Source organism: Limobrevibacterium gyesilva, assembly GCF_025989185.1.
Lineage (GTDB): Bacteria > Pseudomonadota > Alphaproteobacteria > Acetobacterales > Acetobacteraceae > Limobrevibacterium > Limobrevibacterium gyesilva.
In genome coordinates this window covers 48002-70763 of record NZ_JAPDNT010000023.1, presented here as the reverse complement: position 1 = coordinate 70763, position 22762 = coordinate 48002, and the positions used below count along the sequence as shown (strand labels likewise).

Here is a 22762-nt window from a genome sequence, read left to right as displayed (position 1 = left end):
TCCCCCGGCGACGCGCTGGCCGCCTTGCGCGCCGCGATCATGCAGGCCGCCATCGCCTGCGGCGCCGTGCCGATCGCCGCCGCTGCGCCGCGGCTGCCGAACACAGCCTGCCTGGCGCTGCCCGGGGTGCGGGCGGAAACGCAGGTGATCGCGCTCGACCTCGCGGGCGTGCGAGTCTCCGCCGGGGCCGCGTGCAGCTCCGGCAAGGTCGCCCGCAGCCATGTCCTGGACGCCATGGGCCTCGGCGCGCTCGCGGGCGAGGCGATCCGGGTGTCGCTGCCGTGGAATGCCAGCGCCGAGGACGTGCGGGCGTTCGCGGACGCATACCAGGCCATGGCCGAACGCTTGGCGCGCAGGGCCGCGTGAGCGCACATCATTCCATCATGCAGCAGCGCCCGAACCGGCCGATCTACCTCGACAACCAGGCGACGACGCCGTGCGATCCGCGCGTGCTGCAGGCCATGCTGCCCTGGTTCACCGAGTATTACGGCAACCCGCACAGCGCCGAGCACGTCATGGGCCGCCAGGCCGAGGTCGCCGTTGAGGCGGCGCGGACCGAGGTCGCCGCCCTGATCGGCGCCGAGCCGCGCGAGATCGTCTTCACCTCCGGCGCCACCGAGAGCAACAACATCGCCATCAAGGGCGCCGCCCGGCACGCGCTGCGCCTGGGCGACGCGCGTCGCCGCATCGTCACCGTCGCCACCGAGCATAAATGCGTGCTCGAATCCGTGGCCGACCTGGCCGAGGAAGGGTTCGAGCCGGTCGTCCTCCCCGTCCGCCCCGACGGCACGCTCGATCCCGACACGCTGCGCGCGGCGCTGGCGGTGCCGACGCTGCTGGTCAGCGTGATGGGCGTGAACAACGAGATCGGCGTGATCCAGGACCTCGCCGAGCTGTCCGCGATCGCCAAGCAGGCCGGCGCGCTGTTCCACACCGATGCCGCCCAGGCCGCGGGGAAGATTCCGCTGGATGTGCAGGCCATGGGCATCGACCTGATGTCGATCAGCGGCCACAAGATCTACGGCCCCAAGGGCGTGGGGGCGCTGTTCGTGCGCCGTCGCCCGCGGGTGCGTCTTGCGCCGCTGTTCTCCGGCGGCGGGCAGGAGCGGGGGCTGCGCTCCGGCACGCTGCCCGCGCCGCTCGTCGTCGGCCTGGGCGAGGCGTGCCGCATCGCGCGCGCCGACATGGCTGATGATGCCGCCCGCATCGCCGGCCTGCGCGACCGGATGCTGGAGCGGCTGCGCGCCGCCCTGCCTGGACTCGCCATCAACGGCAGCAGCGGGCAGCGCATCCCCGGCAACCTGAACCTGACCTTCCCCGCCGCGGCCGCCGCGGCGCTGCTGCGCGCGGCACCCGACCTTTGCGTCTCCACCGGCTCGGCCTGTTCGTCGGCCGAGATCGAGCCGTCCTATGTCCTGCGCGCGCTGGGCCTCTCCGACGGCGCGGCGGCGCGCACCTTGCGCATCGGGATTGGACGCTTTACCTCCCCCGCCGACATCGACGCCGCCGCCGCCCTCCTGATCGAAGCGCACGCGGCGTCTGCCCATTTACCGATCGAGGCCTGAACCGACCAATGCCCAGGATGATTTTCATCGAGCGGGACGGAACCCGTCGCGAAGTGGATGCGCCGCTCGGGCTCTCCGTGCTCGAGATCGCGCACAAGCACGGCATCGACATCGAAGGCGCCTGCGAAGGCTCGCTCGCCTGCTCCACCTGCCACGTGATCGTGGAAGGCCCCTGGTTCGGCAAGCTCTCGCAGCCGACCGAGGACGAGGAGGATATGCTCGATCTTGCCTTCGGGCTGGAGAAGACGTCGCGCCTCGGCTGCCAGATCGTGATGACCGAGGCGCTGGACGGCCTGGTCGTGCGCCTGCCCGCCGGCAGCCGCAACATGCTCAACGGCTGAACCGGAAACCGGACCAGGGAGCCAGCCGATGCGCGTCGTCGTGGCAATGTCCGGAGGGGTCGACAGCAGCGCCGTCGCGGGGCTGCTGGCGGAAGCCGGGCACGAGGTCATCGGCGTCACCCTGCAGCTTTACGACCATGGCGCGGCGACGGGGCGCAAGGGCGCCTGCTGCGCCGGCCAGGACATCCATGACGCGCGGCGCGTGGCCGACCATCTGGGCATCGCGCATTACGTCATTGACGCCGAAGCGCGGTTCCGCGCCGCCGTGATCGCCGATTTCGCCAACAGCTATGCCGCCGGCGAGACCCCGGTGCCCTGCGTGCGCTGCAACCAGAGCGTCAAGTTCGCCGACCTGCTGACACTGGCCCGCGACCTCGGCGCCGAGCGGCTGGCGACCGGCCATTACGTGCGCCGCATCGACGGGCCCGAGGGCGCCGAATTGCACCGTGCCGCCGACCCGGCGCGCGACCAGAGCTGGTTCCTGTTCGCGACCACGCGCGCGCAGCTGGAGCAGACGCTGTTTCCCCTGGGCGGCATGACGGACAAGGCGGCCGTGCGGGCACAGGCCGGGCGGCTCGGCCTGCCGGTGGCCGCAAAGCCGGACAGCCAGGACATCTGCTTCGTTCCCTCCGGCAGCTATGCCGAGGTGGTGGCGAAGCTGCGGCCGGACGCCGTCGCGCCCGGCAAGATCGTGACCCTGGATGGCCGCGTCGTCGGCCGCCATGACGGCGTTGCCCGCTATACCGTCGGCCAGGCCAAGCGGCTGGGTGCGGCCGCCAGCGAGGCGGGCGAGCGCCGCGTGGTGGTGGCCCTGGATGCCGGGCGCCGCCGCGTGGTGGTGGGGCCGCCGGCCAACGGCACAAGCAGGGTGCTGCTGCGCGAGGTCAACTGGCTGACCGAGCCGGCCCGGCGCCGCTGCACGGTAAAGCTGCGTGCCCGCGAGACCCCGCATCCCGCAGAGGTGGTGCCGACCGCGGAGGGCGCCGAAGTGCTGCTGGACACGCCGTCGCTGGCCGCCCCCGGCCAGGCCTGCGTGTTCTATGACGGCGAGCGCGTGCTCGGCGGCGGATTTATCAGGGCACGCGCGCCAGGGCGTTGACGGCGCAGGGCCGGCGGCGCTATCACGCCGCCTCCGCCGGGGATGTCCGGGCGTGGATGGTATGGCGGCGTAGCTCAGCGGTAGAGCAGGGGAATCATAATCCCTTGGTCGGTGGTTCAAATCCGCCCGCCGCTACCATCCGGACTGGTCCAGATCGATCCAAGAAGGTCTGGTTAACTGATTGAAAAATCCGGACTTTCCTGATTGAAACCGTGCTGGGTGCCTGCCATATTCGTCCGGCAGCATCCGGGCGGAACCATCGCAATCTCCCTGATCCTGCATCCCCACTGAAGCCCAACTGCAATCCGACGGGGTGCGCAGATGAGATTGAACATCACGGAAAAGGCGATTTCGCGGGCCGTCCAGGACGCCAGCCTGTCCCGCAAGCGCCAGGAACTCTCCGATGCCGGCTGTCAGGGCCTGTCCCTGCGGGTCACGCCTCGCGGGGTGAAGTCCTGGACCTTGAACATGCGGGACCGCCATGGCCGCATGCGGCGATTCCCGCTGGGGAACCATCCGCAGATGGGGGTCGCACAGGCCCGCGATGCTGCGAGGGTCACGCGCCACCAGGTCCGCCATGAGGGCGCTGATCCGGTGGAAGAGCGCCGCCGCGACCGCGCGATCGGCCGCGACGCCAGGGACGGCATCGGAACGCTGGAATGGCTGCTGGACACCTACGAGAAGCAGGCTGGGCACAAGCTTCGATCGTGGGCGGGAGGCCGCAAGCGGATCGAACTTGTCTTCAAATCGCTGCGGGCGAAGCCGCTGGAAACTCTCACCGTGGCCACGTTGCAGATCGAGGCCGACGCCTATCGAAGCCCTGGCAATGCGTCGTTTGCCATCCGCTCGCTTCGCCCGGTGCTTCGCTGGGCCAGCCAGCCGGCGCGGCCGTATGTGTCTCCCGATCTGTGCAGGATCGTCGAGCGGGTGAAGGTATCGCGCCGGGACCGAGTGCTGTCTCGCGAGGAGCTTCAGCCGCTTCTGACCTTGCTGCTGGCGGAGCAGGGAACCAACCCTTATGCCGCCGCGGCGCGATTTATCCTGCTTACCATGTGCCGCCGCGATGAGGCTGGAGGATTGACCTGGGCGGAGATTGACATGCAGACCCGCCGATGGATGATCCCGGCGGCGCGATCGAAGAACAAGATCGGGAATATCGTGCCGCTGAGCGATCCGGTCCATGACCTGCTGGCAGGCATCTGGTCCAGGATGAAGCCGAAGCCGGCCGATCTCATCTTTCCTTCAAAGGCCGGCAGTCCGCTGGCAAACTGGGACCGCCACGGCAAGCGATTGCAACGGCTCTCGAAGACGGAGAACTGGCACCGCCACGATCTGCGCCGGACGAGCGCGACGTTGCTGGGCGATGCCGGCGTCGCGCCGCACATCATCGAGGCCAGTCTTGGCCATGTGATCCATTCGCGGCTCGCGGGCATCTACAACAAGAGCCAGTACTGGCCTGAGCAGGTCAAAGCGTTCCAGCTTCTGGCCGAACTGCTGGATGGCATCGCCTCCGGTGGCGCGAAGGTACTGCCTTTAAGACCTGATCTGGCCGTGGCCGCGCAATCAGCGTGAATATGAAGAACCGTTGGTTCCGAGCGGTTCGATTCGTGGAGCATTCCGGCAGAAATCGGTGCTGTTGCTGTTCGATTCGGGCGGTGGCTACGTCGTTCCAGGCTCAACGGGATGCCGAATATCGCAGTCCGTTGCGATATTCTTGGTTCGGTAGGAGATGTTGACGATCAATCCTGTCCAATATCGGCCAGATCGTGATTTTCTGCTTGCGAGGCTTGGATCATTCGATCTTACTGGAGCGGTCCATACCGGACCATCTGATCCCGGATCAGACGAAGCGTTGATCCACTGCGGCGCCAGACAGCGCGCCGCGAGGTCGAAATCATGAGTGATGTTTCTTCACTGCCCGCGCATGCCGCTGTGCGTCCGCGGAGGAAGGCGGATCGCCCCTCTCTTCACATTGAGCCTCTCGCTCTGAGCGTCGAAGCGGCTGCCGCCGCGCTGGCCATCGGCCGGTCGAAGGCCTGGGAGCTGATCCGTGACGGGCAGCTTCAGGTCGTGCGTATCGGCGGCCGGACGGTCGTCACCACGACCGAACTGCGGCGCTTCGTCGCGGCCCTCGTGAAACCCTGACGCCAGGGAGCCTTCACTCCTCGCTGCTCCGGCCGGGACGCTGACCGCGCGCCTGCCGAGTTTCCGACAGGGCATGGCCGATATCCATGTCCTGCCGGTGCTCGGCGAGATGCCGAAGCTGATCACCGCGTCGGCTGTGGCTTCACGACATGACCGACGGCCGACCGGCCAGTCGGACATGCCTGACGCGTGCCAACCTGGCGGGGCAGGCGCATGCCGCGCGGCCGAGCATCCAGAGGCGGTTCTCCGCGTAACGATCGGCCCCCTCAGGGGCCATCATCTACAGACGCAACCCATTCGAAACAGGGAGGATCATTTGGTGCCCTTGAGCGTCCTAGTAAAGTCATCCCGACGCGGCGACGCTGTCCGTCACCTGCCGGGCGCGCCGACGGGTCGGGATGCCCGGCCTCTGGCACCCGCGCCGATCTCGATGCCCGCCTGGAGTCCCTGCGGCGTCTCCTCGGCGATTGGATCAGGGGCGGCTATCGGACCTACCTGATCTGCACGGTCAATCTGGTGTGGCTGTCGCCCGGGATCACGGTACATCGCGCGAGCCAAGTCACTGCGGCGGTGCTGAAGGATGTTCGGAGATGGCTGTCGAAGCGAGGATACAAGGTGCCTCACGTCACCGGAATCGAGAGTTCGCCTGCTGTCGGAGTCCATGTTCATTTCCTGCAGGCATGCCCCGGGAAGTTCGCCAGACACATCCGGCAGTACATCTCTCAACTTTATCTGCAAAAGCTGGGTTTCGACAGCACCAGGAGGGAGCATGCCCGTTGGATCTGGTGGGGGACAACTCGTCTCGTGTGCGGAGACGGTCGGGTGATTGTCCGGCGTCTCGTTTGCTCGAAGCCGGCGGAGGGAGCGTTGGAATATATTCTCGCCGGGCAGGTTCCGGCCGGCGAGATGATCGCCGGCGTGAAGGGGAAGCACCAACAGGTCCCGCTGGGTGCGCGGTATCTCACGTCAAGTCGAACCTGGGCGTCACCGCCGGGCTGGAAGCCCTCTCGCGGCCGGGGCGGCCCACGGGTCGACGGCGCGCCGCCGGATTTACTGGGCAAGTGAAATGAGATCAGGATTCGGGCTTTTCGGCACGGCGTCACGTCTGCTGAGGTGCAGGTTGGTTTCGGGACTCGGCGGTCGGCCGGTGGCGCCAGCAGGCGCCCCACCGGCGGTCTGGACCGCATTTTCGCGGGGAGACTTGTGTTGAAGGGTTGGAATCCACAGGGGCTGGTCGATCAGGTTGCCGATCTGGTGCGAAGCGCGGGCGATGCGCTGGTAACCGAATTCGCGCGGCCGGACGGGCCGCGCGGTTACGGCGAGACGGCGGATGTCGATACCAGGATCGAGAACATGCTGCGGCCTGCGCTGCTGGCGCTTCGGCCGGCGCGATACGCAGGCGAGGAGACGGGAAGCGGGGGTGATCCGGCTTCGGACGAGTGCTGGCTTGTTGACCCCAATGATGGGACGCGCGCGTTCCTGGAAGGGCATCGGGGGAGTGCGATCTCGGTGGCGCTGTTGCGCGGCGGGGTACCGGTGCTGGGCGTAGTGTATGCGCCGATGCCGCCGGATCGCGGACCGGACCTCATCGCCTGGGCCGAGGGGCTGGCGGGCGTGCAGCGCAACAAGGTGCTTGTGGAGCGGCAGCCGGGCGATGCCGGGCTGGCGGTGGGCGGGATCGTGTTCCTCAACTACCGGAGTGCGCGGCGGCCGGTGTCCTGCGGCCGGCTGGTGGCGCCGGCGCGGTTCGTGGCTCTGCCGAGCATTGCCTACCGCTTGGCGCGGGTGGCGGCGGGCGACGGGGTCGCGGCGGTCTCGCTCAACGGGCCGGTGGGGCATGACTATGCGGCGGGGCATGCACTGCTGATCGGAGCAGGTGGCGTACTGGTGGACGAGGCGGGCAAGGCGGTGTGCTACGGCGTGGATGGCCGGAGTGGGGTTGCGGCCTGCTTCGGCGGCGCGCCGCGCGCGGTCGAGGCGCTGGTCGGGCGGGACTGGGGGACGACAGGGATGGAGCGGATGTTGGCGCCGCGTGTCGCGCTTGGATGGCCGCGGCCGGCAGCGCGGATCGCACTTGACCGGGCGGTCGGGTGCTTGTTCGGGCAGGTGATCGGGGACAGTCTGGGCTCACTGGTGGAGTTCCGCGATGCGCGGTCAATAGCGGGGGAGTATCCGGGCGGCGTGTGCGATCTCGCCGATGGCGGCACCTGGGGCACGATCGCCGGGCAGGCGACGGACGATTCCGAATTGGCGTTGGCGTCGGCTCGGGTGCTGGCGGCAAGCGACGACTTCGCCGATGAGGCCGTGGCGGCAGTATATGGCGGCTGGGTGGCGTCGCACCCGTTCGACATCGGCGGGACGACGCGCCGCGCGCTGGCGGCGGCGGCGCGGGCGGGCGCGGACAAGGCGACGGCGGCACGGGCGGCGGCCGATCCAGACAGCCAGTCGAACGGATCGCTGATGCGGATCGCGCCCGCGGGGATCTGGGCTGGCAGCGCGGCAGAGGCGGCGGAGATAGCCGCGGCAGATTCGCGGCTGTCGCACCCGAATCCGGTCTGCGTCGCGGCTTGCGCGGCGTTCGCCACGGCGGTCTTCACGGGGGTTTCCGGCGGGTCACGCGCGGCGATGCTGGATGCGGCAGGGCGCGAGGTCGTCGGACGGGTGGGTGCGGACTTGATCGAGCAGGCGCTGCGCGATGCGGCGGCGGGCGTGTTCCCCGTGGAGTATCAGCGACAGCAGGGGTGGGTGGTCACCGCCTTCCAGAACGCCTTCGCGCACTTGGCGCGTGGCGACGACCCGGAACTGGCGCTGATCGAAACGGTGGGACGTGGTGGCGACACCGACACCAACGGCGCGATCGCCGGTGCGCTGCTGGGGGCGGCCTGTGGCCGGGACGCGTTCCCGGCGCGTTGGCGGCTGTCTGTGCTGGCCTGTCGGCCGCACCCCGCACTGGGCGCCCGTCAGTCGCGCCCGCCCGAATATTGGCCAGACGACCTGCCTGCGCTCGCAGAAGCCCTGTTGGTGCGTCGTCTGCGGCACGCTGGCCCGACGGCTGAAGGGAACGCGGGGTGAAGATCCATCCAAGGCCGGACGATCACGGCAACCCCGTTCGGATCGAGCACCCGACACCACCCTCGGCCTCATCGACGTGGGGCGATGTGGCGGCGGTCGCGGTGTTCGTTCCCGATGGACCGGGGCCGGCTCACCTTTGCGGTGTCCCTGTGGCGGCGTTCGCGGCGCCGCGGACACCTGCCGGCTGGGAGGCATTGGCGCCGGAAATGGATGACCCCCCGGCGCCGGTGCCGGGCAAGGGGCGCAAGCTCAGCGCAGGGGCAGTGGTTGTCGAGCCGGATGGGCGGGTGTGGCTGGTCGAGCCGACGAACCATTTCGGTGGTTATGTGCGGACCTTTCCCAAGGGCCGCGTCGAACACGGGCTGTCGCTGCGGGCAACGGCGGTGAGGGAGGCCTTCGAGGAAACCGGGTTACTGGTTCGGCTCGGGCGGTTCCTGGTGGATGGAGTGCGGACAACCACGGTCACGCGGTATTACTTGGCGGAGCGGGTGGGGGGAACGCCGGTGGCGATGGGCTGGGAGGCGCAGGCCATGTGGCTGGCGCCCTGCCGGCGGCTAGCGGCGTTGGCCGCGGCACCGGCGGATGCGACGATCCTGCGGGCGCTGGCCGCGGTCTGAATTGGAATTGTTGAAGTGTACATAGGTTGGCAGATCCGGGAGCTTGTCGACGGCCCTGTCGGTCGGCATTGGATGGGAGGCGCCACGGCTTTGGCAACAGAACGTACCTTAAGGCGCAGCGTGAAATTGCTGACAGGCCGGTTCCTGTGAAGAGGACATGCGAGAGGCCGATTTTCTTCTGGAACCCATAAACCCGTGGACAGTTGCCCCGGCACAATTCCATGTTGGGGGTGTGGGGCGAGGCTTTCTCCGTTTGATATCATGAGCCAGGTGGTCACTGATGACAGTCGCACGCAGCCGGACGCGGAGCACGGAGCGGAGGTGGCTCGTGCTGTCCACCGACGGGCGCCACACGACCATTGGCCGCGCCACCGACCCGACGCCGAACGAGATCACGGCGCTGGAGACCGCCCTCGCTGCCCAGGGCCTCGCCGGCTGGCTCGCCATCGCCGAGGGCGACTACCATGCAATCCGCGACCCGATGCACCTCATGATCGTCCGGGAACTCGGCAATCCGGGCGTAGCCTTCTCCGACGCTGTCGCCGCTTTCGAACGCATCCGCAGTAGCCGCTGACGCGGTCGTCCGACCGCGTCAACGTGGCGTCCGCTCTCAGGCGGGAGCGCCTGCCGCGAAACCTCGCGTCTCGCACCGCTGCTTTATCTCGAGCAGGCGCGCGGCCTGCCGGTCGCTAGGTATACGCCCTGGGGTGCAGGCGGTCGAAACGATGCCGAGATCAGTGCTGTCGAGCACCCTGTTGGTCACTGCGAAGGTTCTCAGTTCGGTCCAGAACCCGATCCCGAGCTTCATGATTTCGATCCTGGCTGTAAGTGCGTCGCCAACTTCCTGATCGGCCCGCGCCTGCCGCGTCGCGGATCGTGCCGCGTCGCGGCCCATCAGCCACACGTCGAAACCGGGAAGCACGCAAACAGGCGCCTTGAGCGCCTGCTCGCGACATGCCTGCTGCTTGGCCCACTCCGAGATGTTCATCCCCGCCTTCGGCGGAGACCGCAACACGTCCATCATGACATGCGCAATCGAAAGGAGCTGTCGTTCCAGCATCTTATCCGCGCTCTGTGCGGCCCACACCTTCAGGAAGTCGAGGTGGCCGCCTCCGCTATGCTCCTGCGCCAGCGCTGAAAGACGGGCTGTCGCATAGGCAACGATCTGCGCCCGATAGCCGCCCTCATACCACTCCGCCTTGGAGACCGCTGCCTCCGTCGCGCGGAACAGGATCACGCGCGCCACAGCAGCCCGGAACCAGTCGTCGCTGTACGTTGCCCGCTTCGCCTCGTCGGTCCAGCCCTTCGTGACCCTGTCGGCGAAAGCCGCGAATGCCTTCTCGGCCCCGCGGCTTGCGGTATCGGGCAGCAGGTCGAAACAACTCTCGACCTTGGCCATGTCGGTCTTGGTGAAGAGCTGGTTTCGCGGATTGCGCCGGAGCCATTGGTCCCGCTGCGCATCGCGCATGCCGGCCTGCTCCTGGAGATACTGGCCGCGTGCCCGCTCGTAGAACCAGTGCGTTTGGACCTGAGATCCCCCGGCAGCCGGGGCGAGGATGCGGCGGGAGATCTCCTGCATTCTTCGGTGAAAGGGGTGGTTGGCGAAGAAGTCGCTCTCCCTGACTTGGTTCTGCCGGTTAGCGAACCTTGAGATGAAGGGGATCAGACGCTCGGCATCCTCGGCAGCAACAACCGAGAGCTTCATCGGAACAAATACCGAACCCTCTGGCAGTTTCCGCGACCGTCTGAGCGATGCGAGGGAGGCCGTCGTCTGTGCGCCGTTGACGATCTGCAGGTCCGTTAGACTGGTCATGAGGATCGACCCGTCTGGTTGGTTCCTAGCCGTGAACCCAGAAGCGGTCGTCGCAATGCCGTTGTTGTAGGCGAAGAAGCGCTCGGCCTCCTTCTCGATCGTGTTGGCTATACCGGTGTTGACCGTTCCCCTTCGGCCGAGGAAGGTGCGCACGTTGCCTTCCAACAATCGACTGCCGTGGCGCAGGTAAATGTCTGCAAGCGCCTCGCCTGGCAGGACGGCCAGATAGCCGCGGTAATCGCCGGCGCCACTGGTCGCCGGAAGCGCCCGAAGCCCTCCGCCCGGAAGAAATGCGAGATCGACCTCCAGGTCATCGCGGGCATTCTGCGCCTCGTGGATGCGTTTCAGACGGGTGAGGTCCCAGATCTGGTAGGTGACCGGGATCTGTTCGTTTGTTAGCCCGCTCGGGATTGCGCGGATGCGCTCGCTCATCGGCCGGTCGGTCAGAATGCTCAGCCGCAGTGCGGCGGGCTTGCCACTTGTCTCGATCCTGCGCGCCAGTGCCCACAGAGGCCGACTCTCCTCGATGTTCCTGGTCAGCCAGCCATCTCGGGCCTGTTCGAAAACGCCGGTCAGACGGTTGAAACCCTGCTCTCGCGCGTCGGTCAGGGTGATCGGGCCGGGCATGGCCGCGCCGCCGTCCATGATGGCAGCGAGCATGTGCAGCGACTCGTCGGCGTCATCGAAAGCGAACGCATCGATCTCAAGCCGCCGGTTCCTGGAACCGGTCAATGTCTCGGCGCAGGTCTCGGCGTCCGGCAACTCGCCTGCTTCGCGCAGCCGATCAAGCATCTCGTCCACGAACGCTTCGCGATGCCCGGTTCCATGAACCTCCGCGCGGGACGCAACGGCGGCCATCAGGTCAGCACGGAACTCCTCGTCGGTCATTCCCCCTCCATCCAGACCCGTTGCCCGCCGGCCGGGATGCGGACCGTATAGTCCGCATCCTCGATACCCGAAGGCACGACACCTCGGATAAGCCGCGGAAAGTTCCGGTCGACCGCATGGTGGTCGATCGCGATGGCCCGAACCGCCACGCGATCATGTGACGGGTCATCGTGCCAGCCGACACTGGCCAGCGCGGCGTCGAAGGCCGCGAGCGCGTCCGGTGTATCTGCCAGCCTGTCCCGCAGCGTGGTGACGAGGCGCGGCGCGGTCACTGCACCCTGGGCTTCCGGCCCGGTCTTCTCGACCCGGACGACGACAAGAAGGAGCGAATCGTTGCCCGCATCGAGTTGATCGAGCCCGTTGATCTGCACGACGGCGGCGTCACGCCTGACCGTCTTCACCTCCAGTCGCGTGCCGTCCGGCAGCCGAAAGTCCTGAGGCTCGCCTGCAGGTCCTGTCCAAGCCGCAACCGCCTCATCGGGACCAAGCCGAGCCATGACCGAGCGATCGAGAACCAGCAATTCGCCGATCAGCCCACGCAGAACAGACTCCGCCAGCCCCCCTGCTCCCTGCTCGAGCAGGGATCTCCAACGGTCGATCCGCGCCAGGATTCGAACCGCCAGAGCATCGGATGGCACTCCGTTGCGGGTGAATGCAACGATATCGCGGCAAAGGGCGGCGAAGATGGGGAGAAGTTGCGGTTCGGTGAGGCTGATCCTCAACGCCCACCGGCTGTCCGCCCGCCGCCGTACCTCTAGATCGATCGCACGGAACGGCTGGTGCAAGACAGGCCGGTTGGTGCAGACCGCGACCAGCCCGGGGTGATCCGGAGGAGCGAAGTCGGCGTAAAGGTCGTGTGGGTGGGTTGCGTCGACACGGCGCTGCCGGGCCTCGCCGGCGCCGCTCCGCAGTTCATGCCAGAGCAGTTCAATTGTCGCGGTCGTCATCGGAGGCTGCGTCGTCGTCATCGTCCGCAATCGCGAGGAGCTCCCTCTGGGCCACCCTTGTCAGGCGATACTGCACGACCCTGCGGCTCTGATCCTTTTCGCTCTTTCCCGGAAAGTGGATCCCGAAGGCGGGGAGTATCATGCCGTTGCGGAACGGTGTTTCCGTCTTGTCCGGTGCCACCTGGTGTCCTCGGATGAGATACACTACAAGAAGCGGCCCCTTCATATTTTCGCGGACTTCATCTTCGCCGATCCGGCGTCCACCCGTCAGATTTGCCCAATCATCGACGGAGAATGCGTGCCGCAGGTCCGAGAACCCGCCCACCCTGGCGCTCTTGCCGGAGACACGCACCGATCCGTCTTCGAGATTCTCCTTCACCTTCCGGCGCGCAGCGATGATGGTCTCTCCGGGGGCGGCTTCGAGCGTCACTTCTGCAGGCCTCCCATCCTCGGTCTTGGCCTTGCCGTCCGTCGGCAATGCAATGGTCCAGGTCAAGAGGGTCGGATCGCCATCGGCTTGGGCCTTGCGAAGGAATTCGGCGATACTGTCGCCCTGGAAATCATGGTTCTCCGGATGGATCAGCGCGTTCTGCAGCAGTTCCGCAACGATCGTGGCGGGTACACTGGTCCAAAGCAACGCGGCCCCATGAGGTGACGGCGAGGGACCGCAGGCCGCATGTGTGGCTGCGCCGAGATAGCGGCTCACAAGTTGCAGATTGTCCCCGTTTCGTCGCCTGTCACTGTAGAGTGTCGGCGACTCGACCATTCTCCCGGTTAGCGAAACGTCCCAAACGTCGTTCACTGTCATGCCGGTCGCCATCTTGTTCCGGGCCGTGATGAGCAGTGTACCAGGATGGGTCCGCACGCGAAGACCGAATTCCTTCGGCGTTGCCTGCTGTCGCTTCATGCGGCCGAAATCGCGCTTCAACTCTGCGGTCGCATCGGCGACATGGCGATACCATCCCTCCGCCTCCTCGGTGAGCCAGATCCGGCAGAGAGTGTCATAGCCGTCGCGGTAGCCGAACCACCGACCCATCTGGAGAAGGGTGTCGTAGGCGCCGACATTCCGTGTGAAGTAGCTGCAGCTGAGTCCCTCAAGCGTCAAGCCGCGGGACAGGCTGTTGCCGCCGACAGCAATCACGCGGACGCCCGGCGGTCCATTCGCGACACCGTAATCGAGGCTCTTCGCGCCAGTCGACTGGTTGACGGGCTGAACGTTCACTGGTCCTATGGCGTCAAGCAGGATGTGCAGCACTTCGTCCCAGCCGAGCCCACAGCCGGCATACTCCGAACGGAACGTCATCTCGAGTGACGCGATTCGACAAGACTGCCGTGCGGCTTGGTCGGGCGGCAACCTGCCATAGAGCCTGACTGCCTGCCTGATCTCCTCAAGCTCGACATGCAGGATGTCGGACACGCGATTCTGGACGGATGTGAACCGCGACACGTTCACGAGCATGGACCGGTGGATGCCGCCACCTCGGCCCGGAATTCCCTTGTTGGCTCGCAGATCACGCACGGCACATGACAGCAGGAAGCACTCGATGGCGGTCTGGAGGGATCGTGGCAGCGGCCCAGGCGCATCCTCCCGTGCGTGCCGTGCAGGCAGCCACTCGTCGGCGTCGTTGATGGTCCTGACCGGGTCGTCTGGCGTGCGAGGCTCGCCTGCCGCATCGGCGTCGACCGGCTGAAAGAGGCGATGCATGCCGATATAGTTGGTCGGCGCCTCCAGGACATGAATGAAGTCACTCGGGAACAGATCGTCACCGATCATCGCGTCCGTCGAGGCCGGGTCGATGAAGATGTTCGCAAACGGTGTGGCAGTGAAACCTACGTAGCTCGAGCGTGTGAACAGTTGCAGCAGGTCCCGGATCGCCCTGTTGATCGCCGTGGTCTCTCCCGGGTTCTGTTTCGTGTTGATCGAGGCATTGTCCGCCTCGTCGTCGATCATCAGGAGGGGGAGGTCGATCCGGCCACTTTGATCCTGATTGTGTGCACGCAGCCATGAGGCAAGACGTTCAAGAACCCCCTTGTTCTTTTTCGCCACAACCAGGACTGGTTCATTGATGGCGGACAGTGATATATTCAGTGCCGTCACCGCCGCCGAACGGAAATCGGAGTCTCTCGACGTAAATACGACCCCATCACGGCTCTTGTCGATCAGGCCGACGCCGACATGCCGTTTCTGTCGTGATTGCTTAACCACCAGCCAGTTGCGGCTGTCGAAGCCGATGAATGCTTCGTCGAGCCGCTCCTGGGTCTGTCGCCTGACGTTCTCGAGCGTGCCGGTGAGCAGAATGATCATCCGGTATCCGGCGTCCGCAGCCTTGCAGATCAGCGCAGCATATGACGCGGTCTTCCCGGACTGCACGTCGCCCATTACCAGTCCACGGCGCCGCCAGCGCCGTGTCTCCGCCGGGTTTCCGAGCAGGTCGAGGATCTCATCAGTCGTCTGGTCGAGGCGTCCGGCTACCAGGGGCGGCCAGCCTCGGCGGACGAGATACTGGAAGTAGCGCCGCCAGTAGAACGGATCGATAGAACCTCTGCGCGCACTTAGCCAGGGGGCATGCTCCTCCTCGGACGTCAGTGTCTGTCCGAGGTCCATCCGGATCGAGAAACGCGCATGCAGTATCTGCCGTGTTGCGGCAATCACGTCCGGCGGGCACTGGTAGGCTGCCGCGATCGGGACAAGCGTCTCGTCGATCTCGCCCTCCGAGGGAGGTGGATCGAGGCGCAGCATCATGGCGCAGGCGTTCGCCAGTGCCTCGGGTGCCAGAGACGTCATGTCCTGAGGTGCTCCGCTATAAGTCGTGCCTGCACCGGGTCACGGTTGAAGGGCTCCATGGACGGAAGCCGTTCGATAAGCTGATCCAGCATCCCTGGTGTGCCCCGGAATGCATCAGCAAGTCGGAGCGCTAGGGCCTGAAGCTCATCGTCGGTCATGCTCGCGCCCTCCTGGACAGGCAGGTCGTTGCTCATGTGCAGGTGGATATCGTGAAGCGGCAGGCATTCCTCTATGAGATGCAGCACGCGCTCGATGCCGTCGCCAGGTCCGGTGATCGCGATCAGCGCCGCCACCGCCGGATGATCCCTGTTGATGCGCCATGCCGCCGCGCCGTCACGAAGGTCGTGACGTGTCCAGATCTGGATCCGGTCCGCCTGCTCCTGTTGTGTTCCTCGATGCGTGTAGACCCTGCGGCTGCGCAGCGTCACGTCGCCAACGATTCGCTTGAGATGCTGTCGCAGGGCTTGCGGCGGCTCGGCAACGGTCTTCCGGATGTCGACCTTCCAGAGGTGGTCCAGTTCCACCGGCACATCGACCCGAACGCGTGCAAGCCGGATCAGCTCGTCGGAGGGGACGATCCGGAACCAGCCGCCGGGCACGACGAGCCTTCCACCACGATACACGTAGAAGCCGTGTCCGGTCTTAATCTGCTCGCGCCCGCCGGCGCGCTGCAACTCCTCGCTCTTGAGCCGGGACGGGAAGGGAAGCACGAAAGGGGACACCTTGACCGTATGACCGTCGACCGGAAAGCTCTCGGGATGCAGCGCCTGCCCTTTCACATGGCCCTGCAGAAAAGGGTCGATCCTGGGCAGTGGGCGGTTGTTGACCCGGATGTCGAACGAACCGGCGATCTCGCCCGCAAGGAAACGGTGGAAGACCAGCGCCAGGTGATCCGCGGCGGCTTCCATCACAGCTTCGAGGGACGCGGCGCTCGCGGCGCCCGACAAATCTCCAAGCCTGTCGAGCTGCTGCCAGATCACCGCCGTTCCGTGACCTCGCTGCCGCAGCATCTCGATGACGGTTCCCGGCATCTCACTGGCTTCAGGGCGGAGCAGCCACCAGCCGTCCCGGCGCTCGCATTCGTCCAGATCCCAGGCGGCGCAGGCGAATTGCCGGTCCTTCAGCGAAACCACGGACACCCGACGGCATTGCGACAGCGACGCCGTTTTCATCCCTAGGCCGAACCGGCCCAGGTCGCCGTCGGCGCGGGGATCGCGAGGATCACGGCTTCCGAAGCGCATGGCTGCGACCAGTTCGTCTGGGCTCATGCCCGTTCCGTCGTCCACGATGGAGACGATCAGATCGGGTGAGGTCGAAAAATCGATCGCGATGTCATGCGCGCCCGCGGCGACGCTGTTGTCAACCAGATCGGCGAGCGCCGCGGAAGTTGTATAGCCGACAGCGCGCAGAGACTGCATGAGCATTGGCGCAACCGGAGGAAGCTCGACGACGTCGTACACTGCGCTATGCTGGGTCAGGAGTTCATTGTGCCGATTCGCAGTCAGTCTACTACCGTAGTTTCCGTTGCATGAAAGAAAAATCTTACCAGAGGCGCGGACGTTCCGGCGATCAAGGAACCCTGCGGCGGGACGCCAAGCTGCAAACAGCGGTGAACGTCACTGCTGCGTCAGACAATGCCGATGGAACGCCGGGACGCAGGCACCGCGGCGACATCATGTCGCCGGAGAAGCGGAGCGCTGTCATGGCGCGCATCCGCGGTCAGCATACCGGCCCGGAAAGAACGATTGCTGCGCTGCTTGCCGATGCCGGATTGCACTGCGAACGTCACGTCCGCGGGCTTCCAGGACGGCCTGATTTCGTGTTTCCCGAGGAGAGAGTCGCGGTGCTTGTGGATGGCGATTTCTGGCACGGCTGGCGATTCGCCCTCTGGCGGGACAAGCTTTCCGAGGCCTGGGAGGCGAAGATTGCGGCGAATCGGCGCCGGGATGACCAAAATCGTCGTCGTTTGCGGTCAATGGGGTGGCATGTCGTGAGGTTGTGGGAACATCAGATAGACAAGTCGCCGAAAGCCTGCCTGGATCGCATTTGCGCGACGCTTGCGAAGGCGTCCCCCAGGATTCCATCACGGTGACGATCCGCACGCTTGATCTGTTCTGCGGTGGCGGCGGGAGCAGCTGGGGGGCCCAGGCAGCGGGTGCAACCGTCGTGGCCGGCGTCGACGCCGCTGGACTGGCGGCGCTCACTTATGGCGACAATTTTCCGGACGCCCGCGCGGTCCATGCCATGCTGCAGCCGGGTTCAGGTCCTCGGGCAGTCCGCGGGATCGGCACCGTTGATCTCCTGCTTGCCTCCCCGGAATGCACCAACCACACCTGTGCCCGCGGTGCCCGCGAACGTGACGAGGAGAGCCGCAACACGTCGCTCTACGTTCTCGACTTCGTCCGGAGACTTCAACCGCGCTGGGTGGTGATCGAGAATGTCGTCAGCCTTCGCCGCTGGCACCGTTACGGGGAGTTGCTTGCCGCGCTTCGCCAGCGATACCACGTACGGGAGCAGGTGCTTGATGCCGCCGACTTCGGCGTCCCGCAGTCGCGTCGACGCTTGTTCCTGGCGTGCGACCGTGACCGCCTCCCGCCGGATCTGTCCGGTCGCGTGCATGCGCCGCTGCGCACAGCGCGAGACATCCTTGATCCGCCCGGCACCTGGGCGGCAAAACCCCTGTTCCTCCCGAATCGTGCGCCTGGCACGATCGCGCGCGCGCGGCGGGGCATCGCGGCGCTTGGCGACGGCGTGCCGTTCCTGATCGTCTATTATGGCACCGACGGCGCGGGCGGCTGGCAGCCCCTGGACCGTCCGCTGCGCACCATCACCACGCTTGACCGCTTCGGCCTCCTGGAGTGGACCGAGTCGGGGCCGACGCTTCGCATGCTGCAAGTGCCTGAGCTGCGCCGCGCCATGGGCTTCGACGAGAGTTTCCGTCTCTCCCACGGTACTCGCCGCGACCGGATCCGCTTGCTGGGAAACGGGGTCTGCCCGCCGGTGATGCGGGCACTTGTCACCTCTTTGGTGGCCGGTGCCAACAACGCGGAATGCGCTCATCCCTCGCGCAGGCCAGCGCCCGCTTCCAACGTAGTCTGCGGAACCTCTGAGCCAGCCGCGGCCGGCGGCTGGCGCGCATAAGGTAGGCAGACGAAGTTATCCGCCCGCGGGTGTCACCCGCGATAGACGCCCCAGTGAGGCGGCCAGCCTACTGGAAAATGCTGGTTGGCACTAGATATTCCCGTTATGTTCCAGGCCTTGAGAGCTTTCTGACAGACAGGAAGATCCGATGGTTTGCAGGCTGTTCCGAGGCGGGTCGAAATGATCAACGGTCACCCCAGCCGCTCCGGTTCTGACAACCGAACCGCTGCTGAAAATGCAGCGCGGAAGCAGCGAGGGCGCCCGTTCACGAAGGGCGTGTCGGGCAATCCGGCTGGGAAGCGGCCGGGGACGCGGTCAAAGGTTCTGCGCATGCTGGATGATCTCGGCGCCGAGTATTCGGAGCGCCTGGTCAAGCAGGCGCTCGTGCTTGCGAGCCGCGGGAACGTGGCCGCGATCAAGCTGGTGTTGGACCGGACGTGGCTGCCGCCGCGGGGGCGTCCTGTTCGTGTCTCTCTGCCTGACCTCTCCGGCCCCGGGACGCCTGATGCCGCGATGACGGCGTTGATCAAACAGGTCTGCTCAGGCGCGATCACGATCGAGGAGGCCCAGGCCGTCGCTAGATTGATCGAGACGAAGGTCCGACTATCGGATTTACGGCAGATCGAGGACCGGATTCTGGTTCTTGAGCAGGCGCTTGGTGATCCTGATGGGGGTGGCTGACGGTGATCCGGAGAGCGGATGTGCGGCTGCGACGATTGGAGAGGAAGACGACGATGAACCCTGAGGCGCGCGTTCTCATCGTCGAGGCCGTGTTGTCCGACGAGGAGTTGGAAGCGGCGGTGCAGGCCCACCGCGTGCGTTGGCGATATGAGGGGCCGGTGGCAATCGTGGGAACCCGCCCGAAGATGGATGCGGCGACCTGGGAGGCAACCTGCTGGCGGGCCGGCTCCTGACGCTTCCTGGTGTGACGCAACATTGGGGAGCGGGCTGCGGGTTTTTCCCGCTGCGTACATTTCAAAAAAGCTTACCACGAGGGGCGAATGCCGAACATGACCACTGGACAGTGCATCCCCAGTGCAGCCCCAGCGGAAAATTTACCTTTTGTTCTTGCGCATAATATACTGAAATTACGAATGAAGCTGGCAAATCGTCCAGGGGAATCATAATCCCTTGGTCGGTGGTTCAAATCCGCCCGCCGCTACCATCTCGGAACGGGGCAGACGCCGAAAGCGAGCCCACAAGTCACTGACGTCACTCAGGGGCGTGATCGTTTCCAGGGTCATGTAGCGGGCGCGCTGCACGGCCCACGCGTCGTTCTGCTCCAACAGCAAGGCGCCGATCGGTCGGAGAACGGCGGCCTCGTTCGGAAAGATGCCGACCACCTCGCTGCGACGTTTGCGTTCGCCGTTCAACCGCTCCACAGGATTCGTCGAGTAGATCTTGGCGCGGTCCACTGGGTCATAGAACAGGTTGAGCATGTCCTTCACGGAGTTGCGTCGGCATCGTGCCATCGCGTGGGACTTCGATGACACCCTGATCGGCCATCGATCCTCCCCGCTTTTGCACGCGTTCATCCGCAGCCATCGGCATATCCGCCACGTGATTGTGACGTTTCGGTCGCACGGCATGCAGCATGGCGTGTGGCATGATCTGGCAGCTTATGCCGCCGCTCCGGAACCCGCGTGCTTCGATGCAATTCTCAACATCCCGGATGAAACCTATGAGGCATTCGAACGCATCTTCCGGTGGCGTGAGGCGGGCCTGTATGTCGGGCCAATGACCGAAGCCGAACGCAGTTATCTCGGTTGGAAAGGAGCGGTCTGCGCGCAGCACGGACTGACCATCCTGATTGACGATAACACCGCTCATGTTCGGCTTGGATGCGACAAGCACGAGATTGCGCTGTTTCATCCAGACCAGTTCGTTTGAATATACCGAAGAAGGGGGCGGATCATCTGAACCTTGTAATCACATTGGTCGCACCTTAGTAAAATGGTCTCCACGACTCGCGGTTCAACCGAGTATTTGGAAGCAGCAGCGCGAGTTGGGCTCATACCCAACAATCATTGGGACATATGAATGCCTTTACGTTCTGAGTCTGGCCTTCCCAACGGCATTTCTGACGATGGCTCGACTGAGGCAGGAATGCGCCGTGCACTCGGTCTCGAGCACGAAGCCTCGAGTCCGCGGCCTCCTGTGCACGATTCCCGGTCTCAGACACTGGATCGTCAAAGGCGCCGTTTCGTCCGGGACGGAGAGGTTCCTGTTGTCGTGGTTCACGGCCGACGGGAACATGGTGACAATGTCGGCTCGTTGCGAATCGCTGCGGCGGCATCCCCCGCGAACCGGGTTGAGGTTGCCGAGGCGGCGCTCAAGGCTGAGCGGGAGGCCCGTGAGCGCGCTGAGCGATCTCTGCAAGAGGCGCAGGCGGCCATTCACGACCTTCGGACCAAGCTCGGCCACGCGGTGCTGGCGCGCGATGAAGCTCGCGACGCAGCCCATCGAGCGGAAAGCGATAGGCGGGCAGTCGAGTTCGCATTGGCCGCCGAGCGTGATGCGCGCGTGAAGGCCGAGAAGGTGCTTCAAGGGGGCGACGCAGATCGAGAGCCAGCCCAGCAGCGCCTTCGCGAGATCAAGGCTGTTGTGCGCCCTGCCAAGGCCCCGGTGAAGGCGGTGGCAGGAGGACCGGCCGCCGCCGAGAAGGAGAGCTGGATGTCGAACGTGTCGAATGGGAAAACGCGTTCGAAATCGCCTGAACCGGAACCGAAGCCCGTCCGCTGGTGGATCAAGGCGAAAGCACAGAAGCGCGCTACGACCTGAGCGCCGGTATCGGGTTCGGCGGGTTCGGGCTGGGGCGGCCATGCCCGCGGGCGGGTCGGTCGTCCGATGGTGTCCTATGGCATTCGGCTACGGTTCATTTGATCGGCGCCACGGCTCCCGTCCCGACCGCCAGCGCAAGCCGATCCCACTGATTCCATGATTCTGCCATCTTGCCGTTTGCAGTTCGCAGGAAGGTCATGCCGGGCATCGTGATCCGGTTGCCGGTTGCCTTGGTGCCGAGATGATCGCCTCGATGAGTGCCTGTTGCCGTCCAGCGGGCTGCGGCAGTCTCTCCGCTCTCGATGACCTCATGAACGGCAAATTTGAGGTCAGGGATCGCGCCTCGGAGCCTGTCGTAGAAGGGTTTGAACCCAGCGGGGCCGGTGGAGGCTGCGCCGGTTTCCGTCAACGCGTTTGAGACGTGATCCGGCGACATAAGCTGGTCTATCAGGTCGGTGCGACCATCATTCCAAACGACCTCGAACCACTTGCGCAGAAGCTCTCCGGGGCTGTCTTGGGCCATGGCGGTTCCTCCTTCCATTGCGCACCACCACGATCGCCGAGGCCGAAGGTGGTGATATCCGAGCCGATCACTGGAGTTGCCCCGGTTCGGTGGACAGCTTACAGCCTGGATCGTTTCGCTCTCCATAGCATTTTTGTGTTCGTAGGCGATCGGCGACAGATAGCCGATGCCGGAGTGGCGGGTGTCCGCCGGATCGAGACTGTCAGATCAGGTCTGTGCTTCTACAGATCGCAGATGGAGGCCCGCTCTTCAGCCGGGGTATCTTTCGCAGGGCCCCTTTAGAAACTCCAGCTCAAGAGCCTGCTTACCGACCAGCCGCATATTCCTGGATCACGTCGGCTGCAGCACAGTCGTCATTCAGCGCTGCTCCGGTCGACGTTCGTGCTGAGCGGGTTCCGCGATTCCGAGACGCTGTAGCTCGGCGTCGCGACGAGGCGCATCCGAGGCGAGGAAGAATTCATCCAATTGCGGCGGCGCGACCGGAGTTCCGGCCAGCATGGCGTGGGCCTGACCGCGATGGTGGATTTGGTGGACGAAAACATGGGCGAGGATTGCAGCCACCGTTTCGTGATTCTCAACCCCGTCCTTGCGGTCGATGGTGACCACACGCTCAAGGTCGGCGTCATCCAGTACGTTGCAGAAAGCGATCAGTTCCCTGTCGGTCTCAGCTTGGGCCTGGGCGAGATCGGCCACCGATGGGTATGGCACCTCATCCGCAAGGATCACGCGCCCGGTGCCCGTCAGATCAGCCAAATAGTAGCGATCAACAACGAGGATATGGTTGAGGGTCTCCACGAGCGAGGGAAAGAAGCTCACCCGCCTGGCTGCGAACTCGTCCGGCGTGAGATGGCCGCAGGCTTCCAGCAACCTTGAATTTGACCAGGCGTTGTTCCGGGCCATGGCTCGAAAATGGTCGATCAGCGAATGCGGCATGCGTCCACCTCGAACTGGGCTCGTCCCGGAATCAGCCGGCAAGGGAGAAGGCGGGATCGCCTGCATGGTTCTTGATTTGTTCTCATCGGCCAGATGATGTCGCGGTCATGGC

General features: G+C 65.4%; 21 protein-coding genes, 1 tRNA gene and 1 pseudogene. 16 read left to right on the top strand and 7 right to left on the bottom strand.

Annotated elements, in window-relative coordinates; all coding sequences use genetic code 11:
• The 10 genes and pseudogenes from OL599_RS19555 to OL599_RS19510 form a co-directional block, all read left to right on the top strand.
• Positions 1 to 366 (top strand): annotated as a pseudogene (locus OL599_RS19555) (cysteine desulfurase); the annotation flags it as partial.
• 17 nt (positions 367 to 383) lie between these two features.
• On the top strand, positions 384 to 1565 hold the full coding sequence (locus OL599_RS19550; protein ID WP_264715592.1) for a cysteine desulfurase family protein: 1182 nt from the start codon (positions 384 to 386) through the stop codon (positions 1563 to 1565).
• Positions 1566 to 1573: 8 nt separating this feature from the next.
• On the top strand, positions 1574 to 1906 hold the full coding sequence (locus tag OL599_RS19545) for a ferredoxin family 2Fe-2S iron-sulfur cluster binding protein (RefSeq protein ID WP_264715589.1): 333 nt from the start codon (positions 1574 to 1576) through the stop codon (positions 1904 to 1906).
• 28 nt (positions 1907 to 1934) lie between these two features.
• On the top strand, positions 1935 to 3005 hold the full coding sequence (mnmA, locus tag OL599_RS19540; protein ID WP_264715588.1) for a tRNA 2-thiouridine(34) synthase MnmA: 1071 nt from the start codon (positions 1935 to 1937) through the stop codon (positions 3003 to 3005).
• Positions 3006 to 3068: 63 nt separating this feature from the next.
• Positions 3069 to 3143, top strand: a tRNA-Met gene (locus OL599_RS19535).
• A gap of 183 nt (positions 3144 to 3326) precedes the next feature.
• A complete protein-coding gene (locus tag OL599_RS19530) occupies positions 3327 to 4577 on the top strand; it encodes a tyrosine-type recombinase/integrase (RefSeq protein ID WP_264715587.1) in 1251 nt (416 codons plus the stop codon).
• 324 nt (positions 4578 to 4901) lie between these two features.
• Positions 4902 to 5150, top strand: coding sequence for a helix-turn-helix domain-containing protein (locus tag OL599_RS19525; RefSeq protein ID WP_264715586.1), 249 nt, complete (start codon positions 4902 to 4904; stop codon positions 5148 to 5150).
• A 1113-nt stretch (positions 5151 to 6263) separates the two neighbouring features.
• Positions 6264 to 8222 (top strand): inositol monophosphatase family protein, encoded by a 1959-nt coding sequence (locus tag OL599_RS19520; RefSeq protein ID WP_264715585.1) that lies wholly within the window; start codon positions 6264 to 6266, stop codon positions 8220 to 8222.
• A 206-nt stretch (positions 8223 to 8428) separates the two neighbouring features.
• On the top strand, positions 8429 to 8839 hold the full coding sequence (locus tag OL599_RS19515) for an NUDIX hydrolase (RefSeq protein ID WP_264715584.1): 411 nt from the start codon (positions 8429 to 8431) through the stop codon (positions 8837 to 8839).
• Positions 8840 to 9119: 280 nt separating this feature from the next.
• Positions 9120 to 9413: a hypothetical protein gene (locus OL599_RS19510; RefSeq protein WP_264715583.1), complete on the top strand. Its 294-nt coding sequence runs from the start codon at positions 9120 to 9122 to the stop codon at positions 9411 to 9413.
• A gap of 36 nt (positions 9414 to 9449) precedes the next feature.
• On the opposite strand, the gene OL599_RS19505 is transcribed toward OL599_RS19510, so the two are convergent.
• From OL599_RS19505 to OL599_RS19490, 4 genes are read right to left on the bottom strand one after another with little or no spacing between them, the layout of a single operon-like run.
• Entirely contained in the window at positions 9450 to 11540 is a 2091-nt protein-coding gene (locus OL599_RS19505) for an AIPR family protein (protein WP_264715582.1), read from the bottom strand.
• Entirely contained in the window at positions 11537 to 12508 is a 972-nt protein-coding gene (locus tag OL599_RS19500) for a PD-(D/E)XK motif protein (protein ID WP_264715581.1), read from the bottom strand. The genes OL599_RS19505 and OL599_RS19500 overlap by 4 nt, the downstream gene beginning before the upstream one ends.
• A complete protein-coding gene (locus tag OL599_RS19495) occupies positions 12468 to 15272 on the bottom strand; it encodes a Z1 domain-containing protein (protein WP_264715580.1) in 2805 nt (934 codons plus the stop codon). Before OL599_RS19495 ends, OL599_RS19500 begins: the two co-directional genes overlap by 41 nt.
• Entirely contained in the window at positions 15269 to 16732 is a 1464-nt protein-coding gene (locus OL599_RS19490) for an ATP-binding protein (protein WP_264715579.1), read from the bottom strand. The genes OL599_RS19495 and OL599_RS19490 overlap by 4 nt, the downstream gene beginning before the upstream one ends.
• A gap of 68 nt (positions 16733 to 16800) precedes the next feature.
• Between OL599_RS19490 and OL599_RS19485 the strand changes: the two genes are divergently transcribed.
• The 4 genes from OL599_RS19485 to OL599_RS19470 all read left to right on the top strand — a co-directional run bounded on the left by OL599_RS19485 (position 16801) and on the right by OL599_RS19470 (position 19327).
• On the top strand, positions 16801 to 17364 hold the full coding sequence (locus tag OL599_RS19485; protein WP_264715578.1) for a very short patch repair endonuclease: 564 nt from the start codon (positions 16801 to 16803) through the stop codon (positions 17362 to 17364).
• Positions 17361 to 18413 (top strand): DNA cytosine methyltransferase, encoded by a 1053-nt coding sequence (locus OL599_RS19480; RefSeq protein ID WP_264715577.1) that lies wholly within the window; start codon positions 17361 to 17363, stop codon positions 18411 to 18413. The genes OL599_RS19485 and OL599_RS19480 overlap by 4 nt, the downstream gene beginning before the upstream one ends.
• A gap of 180 nt (positions 18414 to 18593) precedes the next feature.
• Positions 18594 to 19094 (top strand): DUF5681 domain-containing protein, encoded by a 501-nt coding sequence (locus OL599_RS19475; protein ID WP_264715576.1) that lies wholly within the window; start codon positions 18594 to 18596, stop codon positions 19092 to 19094.
• A gap of 53 nt (positions 19095 to 19147) precedes the next feature.
• Positions 19148 to 19327 (top strand): hypothetical protein, encoded by a 180-nt coding sequence (locus OL599_RS19470; protein ID WP_264715575.1) that lies wholly within the window; start codon positions 19148 to 19150, stop codon positions 19325 to 19327.
• Positions 19328 to 19534: 207 nt separating this feature from the next.
• Here the strand turns inward: OL599_RS19470 and OL599_RS19465 are convergent, their stop codons facing one another.
• Positions 19535 to 19948, bottom strand: a complete 414-nt coding sequence (locus OL599_RS19465; protein ID WP_264715574.1) for a transposase — start codon at positions 19946 to 19948, stop codon at positions 19535 to 19537.
• On the opposite strand from OL599_RS19465, the gene OL599_RS19460 reads away from it, so the two are divergent.
• Positions 19851 to 20303 (top strand): hypothetical protein, encoded by a 453-nt coding sequence (locus OL599_RS19460; protein WP_264715593.1) that lies wholly within the window; start codon positions 19851 to 19853, stop codon positions 20301 to 20303. The two genes, OL599_RS19465 and OL599_RS19460, sit on opposite strands and share 98 nt — an antisense overlap.
• 384 nt (positions 20304 to 20687) lie before the next feature.
• Positions 20688 to 21194, top strand: coding sequence for a hypothetical protein (locus OL599_RS19455; protein WP_264715573.1), 507 nt, complete (start codon positions 20688 to 20690; stop codon positions 21192 to 21194).
• Positions 21195 to 21288: 94 nt separating this feature from the next.
• On the opposite strand, the gene OL599_RS19450 is transcribed toward OL599_RS19455, so the two are convergent.
• Positions 21289 to 21717 (bottom strand): ester cyclase, encoded by a 429-nt coding sequence (locus OL599_RS19450; protein WP_264715572.1) that lies wholly within the window; start codon positions 21715 to 21717, stop codon positions 21289 to 21291.
• Positions 21718 to 22074: 357 nt separating this feature from the next.
• Positions 22075 to 22650 (bottom strand): DinB family protein, encoded by a 576-nt coding sequence (locus OL599_RS19445; RefSeq protein ID WP_264715571.1) that lies wholly within the window; start codon positions 22648 to 22650, stop codon positions 22075 to 22077.
• Positions 22651 to 22762: the final 112 nt, after the last annotated feature.

Bases quoted from the DNA above. Each gene is read 5' to 3' on its own strand.
- OL599_RS19550 (WP_264715592.1), top strand. From the start codon at position 384: ATGCAGCAGCGCCCGAACCGGCCGATCTACCTCGACAACCAGGCGACG.
- OL599_RS19545 (WP_264715589.1), top strand. From the start codon at position 1,574: ATGCCCAGGATGATTTTCATCGAGCGGGACGGAACCCGTCGCGAAGTG.
- mnmA (WP_264715588.1), top strand. From the start codon at position 1,935: ATGCGCGTCGTCGTGGCAATGTCCGGAGGGGTCGACAGCAGCGCCGTC.
- OL599_RS19530 (WP_264715587.1), top strand. From the start codon at position 3,327: ATGAGATTGAACATCACGGAAAAGGCGATTTCGCGGGCCGTCCAGGAC.
- OL599_RS19525 (WP_264715586.1), top strand. From the start codon at position 4,902: ATGAGTGATGTTTCTTCACTGCCCGCGCATGCCGCTGTGCGTCCGCGG.
- OL599_RS19515 (WP_264715584.1), top strand. From the start codon at position 8,429: ATGGATGACCCCCCGGCGCCGGTGCCGGGCAAGGGGCGCAAGCTCAGC.
- OL599_RS19510 (WP_264715583.1), top strand. From the start codon at position 9,120: ATGACAGTCGCACGCAGCCGGACGCGGAGCACGGAGCGGAGGTGGCTC.
- OL599_RS19505 (WP_264715582.1), bottom strand. From the start codon at position 11,540: ATGACCGACGAGGAGTTCCGTGCTGACCTGATGGCCGCCGTTGCGTCC.
- OL599_RS19500 (WP_264715581.1), bottom strand. From the start codon at position 12,508: ATGACGACGACGCAGCCTCCGATGACGACCGCGACAATTGAACTGCTC.
- OL599_RS19495 (WP_264715580.1), bottom strand. From the start codon at position 15,272: ATGACGTCTCTGGCACCCGAGGCACTGGCGAACGCCTGCGCCATGATG.
- OL599_RS19485 (WP_264715578.1), top strand. From the start codon at position 16,801: ATGAAAGAAAAATCTTACCAGAGGCGCGGACGTTCCGGCGATCAAGGA.
- OL599_RS19475 (WP_264715576.1), top strand. From the start codon at position 18,594: ATGATCAACGGTCACCCCAGCCGCTCCGGTTCTGACAACCGAACCGCT.
- OL599_RS19470 (WP_264715575.1), top strand. From the start codon at position 19,148: ATGAACCCTGAGGCGCGCGTTCTCATCGTCGAGGCCGTGTTGTCCGAC.
- OL599_RS19460 (WP_264715593.1), top strand. From the start codon at position 19,851: ATGTCCTTCACGGAGTTGCGTCGGCATCGTGCCATCGCGTGGGACTTC.
- OL599_RS19465 (WP_264715574.1), bottom strand. From the start codon at position 19,948: ATGAACGCGTGCAAAAGCGGGGAGGATCGATGGCCGATCAGGGTGTCA.
- OL599_RS19450 (WP_264715572.1), bottom strand. From the start codon at position 21,717: ATGGCCCAAGACAGCCCCGGAGAGCTTCTGCGCAAGTGGTTCGAGGTC.
- OL599_RS19445 (WP_264715571.1), bottom strand. From the start codon at position 22,650: ATGCCGCATTCGCTGATCGACCATTTTCGAGCCATGGCCCGGAACAAC.